Annotated in this window: 2 protein-coding genes; both read right to left on the bottom strand. The window is 39.6% G+C overall.

Annotation, left to right across the window (positions count from 1 at the left end):
- Nucleotide 1 precedes the first annotated feature (1 nt).
- Nucleotides 2-6,427, bottom strand: coding sequence for a non-ribosomal peptide synthetase (locus CTT31_RS18155; RefSeq protein ID WP_260492693.1), 6,426 nt, complete (start codon nt 6,425-6,427; stop codon nt 2-4).
- An 11-nt stretch (nt 6,428-6,438) separates the two neighbouring features.
- A complete protein-coding gene (locus CTT31_RS18150) occupies nt 6,439-10,680 on the bottom strand; it encodes a hypothetical protein (protein ID WP_260492692.1) in 4,242 nt (1,413 codons plus the stop codon).
- Nucleotides 10,681-10,761 lie beyond the last annotated feature (81 nt).

Raw genomic sequence — 10,761 nt, 5'->3', positions numbered from 1 at the left:
TTTACCACTCCATCTCAACTGCATGCTCAACCTCTTCAACGCTATCGTTTAATGATTCAAGTAACTCTGCAAACTTAGTAGGGGTTGAATGCTCAAATAAATCTTTCACTTTAATATCAATCTTATACTTACTTTTTATTTGGTTAACCAAAACCATAGCCGTTAAGGAACTTCCCCCAACATTTAAAAAGTCATCGGACATCGACATATCTTCAAGTGATAGTATTTCACACCAAATATTTTTCACTTCCTGCTCTAATTGGCTTTTTGGCAGAACCATCTCTGTTTTTTCCAATAAAGGCTGAGGGAGCGCTTTGACATCTAATTTACCATTTATAGTCAGTGGCAATGCCTCTACAGAAATGAACGATGACGGCAACATCCAATGTGGTAATTTCCCCTCTAGATGAGAATCAAAATCAAACATATTGCTGCCGTCACTTGAGCTATAATAGGCAACAAGTTGTGGTTCACCCTTTTCAGGCTTATGTACCACTACAGCTACCTCTTTAATTTCAGGTAGCGTCATTATTTGAGCCTCAACTTGTGCAGGCTCTATTCTGTAGCCATGTATTTTTAATTGTGAATCTATTCTTCCTTTATATTCGACATTTCCATCTTCATTTAGCAGTGCTAAGTCACCTGTTTTATAAACCTTTTCAGGGCCTCTAGGTGTTTGTATCACGGGGTATTTAACTTCATTTAACTCATTATCTAAATACCTCGTCCCGACACTAGCTCCAAATATAACCAACTCGCCGACTTGACCAACATCAACAATCTGGCCGAGCTTGTTTATTATGTAGCATCCAGAGTGACTTATCGGTTTACCTATCGTCAACTTTTTGCCTGCAACATACTTATCATTTAACGCGTAAATAGTTGCTTCTGTAGGTCCGTATAGATTAAAAAACTCAAACTGATTTCCCCATTTTTGAGAGAGCGATGGAGAGCAGGCCTCTCCCCCAGCGCTCACTACTTTAACATGTGGCCAATCTCCTACTGGCGTAGCTGCCGCAAGGGCTGTTGGGAAAATCAAGTGAGTTAGCTTGTGTTCTTCGATATAAGGAGCTAGTTCTTCATGTGTCGGGCATATATTAATTGAAGCCCCCGCAGTGAGCCCTGAAAAAATTACGCCTGAAGCGGGATCAAAACTGAAGGAGAACACATTAAGTAACCGGCTATGCTGATCCATTCCTAGTAATTTCTGGTCATGCTTAACAAAGTTACCGAGCGCATTGTGGCTGACTTCTACACCTTTAGGTTGACCTGTAGAACCTGAAGTATAAATCACATAAGCAGGTTGTACTGAGTTAGGTTGCAATTCTAGCTTTACATTGTCGGTAGAGTACTTGGCTAAAAGTACTTTTCTAAAAGCCATATCTGTTGGAATAACTCGTTTATACGACAGAAAATTAAACTTCTGTAACAAAGCCTGCTCCGTCAGAATAATGTCTATTTCGGCGTCTGACGCAATATTTTCCAAATAATCTTCTGGTAAATCTGGAACAAGAGGAACGTAAGCGCCACCAGCTTTTAGTACTGCAAGCATTGCTATAACAAAGTTAGTATTGCGCTCAGCACAGATTCCGACGTACTGTCCAGGTTTTACCCCTTTGTCGATCAAGCACGCAGCATATTGATTTGCCGTATCATTCAATGTTTTGTAGTCTAACTGAGCGTCTTGTGCAACGATTGCAACTTTGTCTGCAAACTTATCAGCCATCTTCTCTACCGCTTCATGAATATAGTTTGCACTTTCAGTAGGAAACACAGACAAGCTATTTAACTTTTCATAATGTTTCCACGAAGAAGAAGGCCATTGAGCCAGTGGTTTTTCAGAATTATTTACAGTCACAGCGCTGAGCGCTGCTAATTTATCTGCCCAATTACAGATGGTATCATTTTTGAAAAGAGACTTTTTATATAGCCACCGAACCTCTAGCGCTTCTCCAGTATCTACAATAGTAAAATGCAGATCTAAATCTTGAATACCGTACTCTTGTGAAATATCAGTCCAGACTACCTCGTTGAGTTGGGGCTTTGGCGATGATTTTACTAAAAAGTTTAGAGCTACCTGACACAAAGGTGTAAATCCGTATTGACGCAGTGGAGCCACACTTTTGACAACCTCATCATGAGCGATGTTTAGGTGCTCAACAGCCCTTTTAAACCACGCGTGACTGTCTGATATCAATTCTGAAAAGCTAGCGTTAGCTGATAGGGTGGTACGATAAATAATGTTTTGGTTAAATAAACCGATCAGATTTTCCGTTTGATTATTACCTCTCCCTGCAAACGGACATAACATCAAGATATCATCTTCGTTGCTTAGTTGGGCTAATAGTAAAGCTATCAGTGGCTGAACGACATTAAACAAAGAGTGCGCTTCTCTTTGTGCCAACTCTTTTAATCCTCTATACACTTTACCGCCAATCACTTGTTTATGATAAGCGGCTTCATTATTGACCAACTTTTCCCTCGCAAAGTCCAAAGGTAAGCTATGAACCAAGGGTGCTCCTGCCAGTTCTTGCTGCCAAAACGATTTGCTTTTCCCTATATCTGCCGACGTATTTTTCTCGTTATACCACGCCGCGTAGTCACAATATTGTATATCTAATTTTGGTAGTTTTGGCGTGTGACGATCGTGTGTCCAATTATATAATTGGCTAAATTCATCAAACAAAATATCGATTGACCATGCATCACAAGCCAGATGATGAACCGTTAACAATAAATAATACTCGAGTGGTTCAAATTTTAATAACCGACTTCTTATCAATGTATCTGAACTGAGATCGAAATTGCGCTCTCCTTCAATTCGTTTATGCTCAGCGAGCGCTTCAAACCTTAGGTTTGGACTTAGATCACTTAGATCTACAAACTCATGTTGTAAACTGATATCAGGGTTAACTTGAGTAATCAATTTGTCATCGCGTTTCAAAAACCGAGTTCTCAACGATTCATGACGCTCAACGATCGAGGTCAATGCATCAACAATAGCTTGTTGATCTACCGTACCCTCAAGTTTTAGCGTGACTGGAATATTATATTTGCTCGAATTTTCTTCTATCTGACATGCAAGCCACATTGAGCTTTGCATTGGAGTCGGTTCAACATCAACCTGTGCATTTACCTTGTCGATAATATGTTTCTCTGAATTGGCCGCATCAATTACACGAGCGAGATCTGCAAGTTGAGGGTTTTCGTAAACAGACGTCAATGAAAGCGATTTACCGAATTGGCGTTCTATTAACGCGATCAGTTTAGCAATAACGAGTGAATGTCCTCCTAGCGAAAAAAAGTTATCATCTGCAAATACTTGTGAAACACCAATCAACTCTTTCCATATATTTGCAAGTTCAACTTCTGTATTTGTAGATAAAGGTAGTCGTTCAACAAAAGCCATATCTTGTAATGTATCCATTAGTCGCTGTTTGTCTACTTTACCATTGCGAGTAACAGGTATTTCTTCGATTACTTTAATGATGTTAGGAACCATATATGCAGGCAAAGACTGCTTCACTTTAGCGCTAATCACTTCGTTTATATTTTTTATTTTCGAAGAATTACACTTAACAAAGGCGACCAACTGCTCACCTGTAGAGCATGTTATTTTATCAACTACCGTTCCTGTGACTTCAGTTAAAGACAGTATTGCAGCTTCTACCTCTCCAGGCTCAATCCGATAGCCTCTGATTTTAATTTGCTGATCACGTCTACCTAAATAACGCAAACTTCCGTCAGGGCTCCAGCAGGCTAAATCTCCTGTTTTGTACACACGTTTAGAGTAGCCACCTAGATCAACCACTGAAAATTTATCACGATTTAACTGCTCACGATTTAAGTACCCTTTAGCAACTCCTTTACCCGCGATCCATAATTCTCCAACAGCATTGCAAGGTTGCAAGCTACCTTGCTCATTGACCACATACGCTTCATAACCATCTATTGGAACGCCGATAGAAGCGTCACTCGAATCAAGAGTTACCTCATGAAAAGTCACATGTACTGTAGTTTCGGTAATTCCGTACATATTAATCAAACGTACTTGTCCGTCATGCTGACTTTCAAGCCAAGGAAGAATTTTCTGTTTATCTAATGCTTCACCACCCAACACAACATAACGAAGCTTGTGAGCTTTACCTTGCTTCAGCATTTCATCTGCAAATAAGTAAAATACTGACGGGGTTAAGCTTAATAAGGTTATTTCATTGTCTGTAATATATTTAGTGAGCAAACGAATATCTAACTTAAGTGGCTCTGGTACTATGTATAACGTAGCGCCGTTGGTAAGCGCTGAGAAAATTTCCCACACTGAAAAATCGAATGATGTAGAGTGGAAATTAGTAACTCTGTCTTGTTCATTCAAACCATAGTGACGGTTACAGCCTTTGAGTAATGCAAATACATTACTATGACTTATCGCCGCCGCTTTAGGGTTACCAGTTGAGCCTGAAGTATATATAGCATATGCCGTACTTTCAGGGTGTATAACAATATTTGGATTGCAAGTTGCATACTCTCTTTGCAAGATGTCTGACAAACTGACCGATGTCCAAAAGTCTTCATTTAACTCACTCAAAACCAGTGAAATCTTAGCATCGTTCACAATGTATTGACGGCGAGCTTGAGGTAGTTTTGGATCAATTGGTAAATAGGCAATACCAGCTTTAAGAACCCCTAGAATAGCAATGACTGACGCAATACTTCGCTCAATACACACCCCAACAAATTCATCTGCACTTAACTTTTGCTTAATTAAGAAATGAGCAACTTGGTTTGCCTTTTCATTAAGAGCTTTGTAGCTGATATTTGAATCAGCACCTTCAATAGCGACTTTGTCTGGATAACGCTCTGCTTGATGCTCTATCAATTTATGTAAGAGCTCTCCTTCAGACTGATCTAGTGCTATAGGTATCACTCTGCTTCTGTCTAAATCCAGTTGTTCGCATTGAACTTCAACATTATCGAGTACTTCCTCCAACAACTGCAAATAACTTTGAGCAAAGGAAGCTATTGACGTCTCGGTAAATAACCTATGATCGTAATGCCAATTAACTAATGATTTCTTATCTCCCCTTTTTATCATTAGTTCTAGGTCGAATTTACTCGTGGTTTCACCAAGTGATACGGGAGTGAGTGTTACTGAATCAAGCAAAATATCATTGATAGAGTCATTATCTAAGCTAAAAAATAATTGAAATAAAGGTGAGTGACTCATTGCTCTGTCTGGGTTAACACTTTCAACTACTTTTCTCAAAGGGACATCTTGATTCGACATCGCTTGTTGTATTTGCAATTTATTATTTTCGAGCTGTTCACGAAACGATATATTGCGACTTATTGAACTCTTAATCGCTACGCTATTTGCAAATAAACCAACCAAATTTTCGAGCTGCTTGTGGCTTCGGCATTCAACCGGCGTCCCAATAACCACCTCTTTTTCGCCGCTATAGCGACTAACTAACACAGCCATTAAAGTTTGCAGCAAAATAAACGGTGTCACAGCATTTACTTTGCAAAACGCATCAATGCGCTGGTTCATTTCTGCCGAGAGCTCTGTCGTGAACATCTTTCCATCGGTTGACTTTATTGCAGGTCGTTGAAAGTCACACTGAAGAGAATGAAGCGGTGGACACTCCTGTAAGTTATTTAACCAATAATGTAATTCATCGCTGTGTTTTTTCAACTGTTCTGCGCTGTTTTGCCACGCGACGTAATCGCTATACCTGATAGGCAGTGCTGGCAATGACGCTTCTCTACCTTGCGAGATCGCTTGGTATACTTCCACGAACTCTTGAGTAACAATTGATATTGATTTCCCATCAACCACACGGTGTGGCAAATTAAACAATAACCAACCACTTTTATCATCGATTGGAACATGAATAACACGAATCAGCGGTGTACCATCTAACGCAAACTGATGCTTCTGTTCATTCAATAAAATACTTTCTATATTTCCACTTTCACTGCGCACAGATACCGAAGCAAGATCGACAAACTGTTGTGAAACTTCCCCTTCATGTTCATCAAAGCGTAAGCTCAACATTGGATGTCTATTAACCAAATAATGAATAGTTTGGTTTGCTACATTAATATCCAGCTGCCCTTGATAAGAAAAAACCCGGCATAAATTGTACTGACTATGATCAGAATATAATTGTCCAATAAAGTGCAAACTTTGTTGTTGCATAGACAGCGGAAAGCCATTATCCACATTAACTACAGCAATCTCATCGGTTTGCTTGACATCACCTATATGCTTTTGCAAAAAGGCCACAATAGCCGTTTTATGCTGCTTGATCATCGCCAATAGCTCAGGTGCTGGCGGTGCATCACTGTGAATTTGAAGGTTTTGTTGGTTTAGCGTAATTCGTAATCCAGCCGCAACGCTTTTCTCTAATATTTCTTTAATTTCCATCTTTACTACCTTCAAATAATTACGATTTGCTGTTGTTTAAGCTCTTCAAGAACTAACATTGGTACAGCGCCGGTACCAACATTGATAACTCCTGTATCACATTTGCGCACTAACCTTGCCCAAGCACCACTGTAACGGTCTCTCATACCATATACGGCCAAAACCATGTCATTCTCGATTAATTCTCCCCCATCAGGCAGGTAAACTTTTGACGCTGGGCTATAGCGCTGCACAAGCCAATCATCCTCAACACACGCTCTTTCTATTGCCTCCAGCCATTGGGTTTGCCCGCTGTACTTACCAACCACAACATCACTCCCTTTACTAGAAGCTGATTTTTTCAATACGTAATCTTGACGGTGTTGCTTGACCTGTTCCAATTTGTCGATATGACTTTCTTGCAGTAACGAATTCAACCTAGCCGACCAAGGAATGTACCGCTCAATAAATGCAATATCCTCGTTACTTGCTTTACCGGAGCTCTTGTAGTCATGGAGCAAAGGCATCACTAACTTGTTACCAAAGACTTGGTGTAACGGAGAGTCGGGGAAAACCAGGTTTTTAGCTAAATAGGCTGACATCAATTGTGCATTTAACAATCCTACCTTTTGATTTTCCAATCGAGGAGTTACCGTAAATACGGTATCAACTTCAATTTCTTGGTAAAAAACTTTTCCCTGTGAAGAAAAATCAAGTTCTTGCCATTCGTGGAAAAAAATAAGACGCCCATGGTCATATCCACCTTTTTTGACCGAACCAAATACCTGCTCAAGTGCACTTTCAAAGCTAAGCCATTCTTCACTTCTTTCAGCTTCAGTTCCAATCAAAATAATGCCCGTTGCATTTTCTCGCTTCATTTCGAGAATACAGTCAATTAAACTGCGGAACATCTGAGGCGTAACTTGACGGTAATATAGTTCGGGCTCGCTTTGCTCTTCAAATTCAGCAATACGTGCTCTCACCCTTGGCTCTAACCAGTCAGCCTCCCAACCACCTATCACTGTACCTAAGTTAGCTTCCAGCATAGTTAATTGTTCGCCATCACAATGAATATCGAATCTAAACATTAGTTCGGCAGGATTGGGGGCGTAATCCCTCATCACGTCAAAAAGCAAAGGTGACTCATCCAGCAATTCAATAAAAGTCTGTTCATCAGGTAACATGCTCTGAATTGCTCGCAGTACAACGCCTGGGTAACCCAAAATAAGACCTTCGAAATCTAAAACTAACTTTTGAGACACAACTAATGGTAAGTAATGTAACTCCTCATGAAATCCCATAAACTTAGGTAAGCCATCCAAAGTAAACGGTAATACATGACCGGTATGAGTTCCTTTTCTTGTATAAAAATCGCTCATAGCTGCAAATGTTTCAGAATAAAGCATATTGGTAGCGCTTTTTTTTGCATCGCTTGCAGTATTGGATATTTTAGCAAGAGGACTTTTGTCTTCCAAAACTACAAATACACTAGCTCCTTGATGCGTATTAACGACACCATGCCTATGATTTACGTCTTCAGCTCGAACTTGTGCCCCTGCATAATGTCCTTCAACTGAAAATAATCCCCATACAGGTAAAAACTCTGAAACATTGGATAAGTAATCTGCACCAATTACGCTATCAGGTTCACAATACTCTTGCGCTATCCACTCTGTACTTCCCAAAAGTTGTAAGACCAGCTTTTGCCATTCTGCCTTATCACAAAATCGTCCAATATAGACATCAACACCATGAGAAGAATCTGTTTTTTTGAGGACAAACCGATCTTGATAACATAATAATAAATCTTTTATAGAGCAGGCTTTTCCGTCAAAACTAACCGCGGGACTATCTAGTTTTACAGTATATGGAATGCTGGAATCAACAAAGTCTCGAAGTAAATCAGGAAGGGAGTTTTTAACATCCTCCTCGTGAAATAGCGCCATCATTGCTTTATTACCGAGTAACTCAAACATAGGGCTATCAGCACTTATAACATACCCTTCAATTACCGCTCGGGTGATATTAAAAGCTAACTCAGGGTAAGCACTTAAATTAGGCATAACTAGCGCATTAAACGCCCTTCCTTGATAAGTTAATGTATTGTCTTGTTCAAATGTAATTTGATGTGGGTCAGTTCCAAAAAGAACCTCGCCTCCCAAGTAATCATTTTGCGACTGATACATCTGCTGTAGTTGTTGTTGAAATAACTCTTCTAAGTGAGGCTCCATTGGCTTAGAAACAAACAACACATTGCGACTTTTGTTTGCCAACGATAATCTTTCTATCGCCACAGAAAAGTGATTAAAAAGATTTTGTAAGAAAGGCCTCGCAGCAAAATTACTCCTGTCGATTGGTAAAAGCTTTTCGACAGCGTCTAAAGTAGATGCCTCAAATAAATCTATTTCCCAGCCGCCAATTGAACAACCAACATTTGCTTCTAACATCTTAACCGTACCATTACTGATAAGGGTGTCGTGTCTAATAAGCAAGTTATCATAATTCACTTCTTGCTCTGAAAATAGAGAAAGTAAGAATTGCCCTTGACCGAAGTAATCTTTCCAACTTTGCAAGTTTTCAACAAAACAATAGTCAACAACATGGCGTATTAACGACTCAAAGTTTTGTACGAATGTTTCAAACTTAGAAGTAGTGTTTTGATCAATCAACAAGGGCCAATGGCTTAATGGATATGTATTTAATCCACGCTGAGCAAATTCTGGAAAGCGACGCTCTGACAAAGCAGAAACTAACGGTGCCAATTTCGATTTATTTTGAACAAGTTGATCGGTTAATTGACCATAAGAAGCAGCAAGCTTATAGCTGTTTTCTCTCGCTGCAATATCAATTGAGTGATGTTCTCCAACTTCTTCGGTCTGACTATTTTGTTCCTCTAATACCGCAAATTCCAACGCCCCAGTTGCAGAGTTAATCACTCCGTTCCCTTCCTCAGTTGAGTCAATACTAGCTCTTACAAAAGCGCCACAATAACTATTTTCAAAGCCAAAAACCCCCCAAACCGGCGTATACTTAACCACTTTACAGGATTTATCGGCGGCTAAGAATTTGTCCGCCTCACAATATTCTTGTGCGACCCAATGTGCATTACCACAGAGTATTTCTATTAATTCTTGCCACAATTCTGGCTCAGTAAAACAACCTACATATACATCCTTACCAGCTAGAGAACTGGACTTTTTAATGACAAAATCCGAACGTCGTGCGCTCAAAAGTGATGCTAAATCGCTAATTTGTCCCCGAAACTCTACTTTTTCTTCATCCATTGTGACGGTAAAAGGTATATGCCTATCAACAAATTCACGCTCATTACTAGCCAGTTTTGCTTTTACTTGAGGTTTATGAGGTAAAGCGAGTAATGCTTTTTGACCGAGTATTTTATAAATAAAACTATCAGGAAAAACTAAATGTCCGCTAACCTCAGCGAGCGTTAGAGAAACACCAAGACTAGCACCAGCCATCAGCAATCCGTTAATCACCGTACCATTAAACCGGACTTCACCCTCTTCCCCAAAACTAATCCCCAGGCTTCCGCTGGTTAAAATAACCTCTCCAGCCACATAATCTGAACTATTAACGTAATATTCTTGTAATTGTTTACCAATCAGTCTTAGTAGATCCTGCGGAGGCTCTCGTTCAAAAACAAAAAGAATATTACCTGTATGGTAAGGTGTTTTAAGTCTTTTAATTTGTGTTGCCAAGCTATTAAAGAGCTTTTCAAATATCAAGGCTGCTGCAACAGAATCAGAATCAAGACCAGTCATCAAGTGCAATGCATCCGCCATTCGCCGTTCAATTAAACTCAATTCCCAACCACCAATCGCAGTGCCTGCATTGACTTCCAATAATTTGATCTCATTGCCACTTACCATCACATCATGCCTAACAAATAAATTGTAAGGGTCCAGTGTTGCCTCCTTGAGAATATTTAGAACTACAACGGGGAGTCCAGTGTTATCAGCAAACTTTTCGGCATCATCACCAAAATATAGCAAGAGTGACTTCCACAATATTGGACCAATTCCTTTTATGAATTTATCAAAGCGTTCTTCCCACTTCTGCGAGATAACTAATGGCCACGGACTTATCTCAAATAATTCTAATTCGGCCAGAGCAAATTTTGGAAAAGGTCGTTGTTCAACTTCAGTCGCTACTTTTACAGCTTTATTTTTATCTTTAGCAAGCTCTGCAACTAATTTTTCATGACTTCTTGAGTAAAAATGACACTCTTCTTTTTCGATATCTTGGTTATTCATAGTGATAAATTCTGTTTATTTTTATTTTCAACACACTTCGTATCGCCGTCAAAACTGACTGAGTACAAAACATCTTTTTAT

This window comes from Pseudoalteromonas maricaloris, assembly GCF_024746855.1.
Classification (GTDB): Bacteria; Pseudomonadota; Gammaproteobacteria; order Enterobacterales; family Alteromonadaceae; genus Pseudoalteromonas; species Pseudoalteromonas maricaloris.
Note: the sequence above shows the minus strand (reverse complement) of the source record. Positions and strands in the feature narration are given on the sequence as shown.

Excerpts from the sequence above, each read along its gene's own strand:
- CTT31_RS18155 (WP_260492693.1), bottom strand. The coding sequence starts at position 6,427 with ATGGAAATTAAAGAAATATTAGAGAAAAGCGTTGCGGCTGGATTACGA.
- CTT31_RS18150 (WP_260492692.1), bottom strand. The coding sequence starts at position 10,680 with ATGAATAACCAAGATATCGAAAAAGAAGAGTGTCATTTTTACTCAAGA.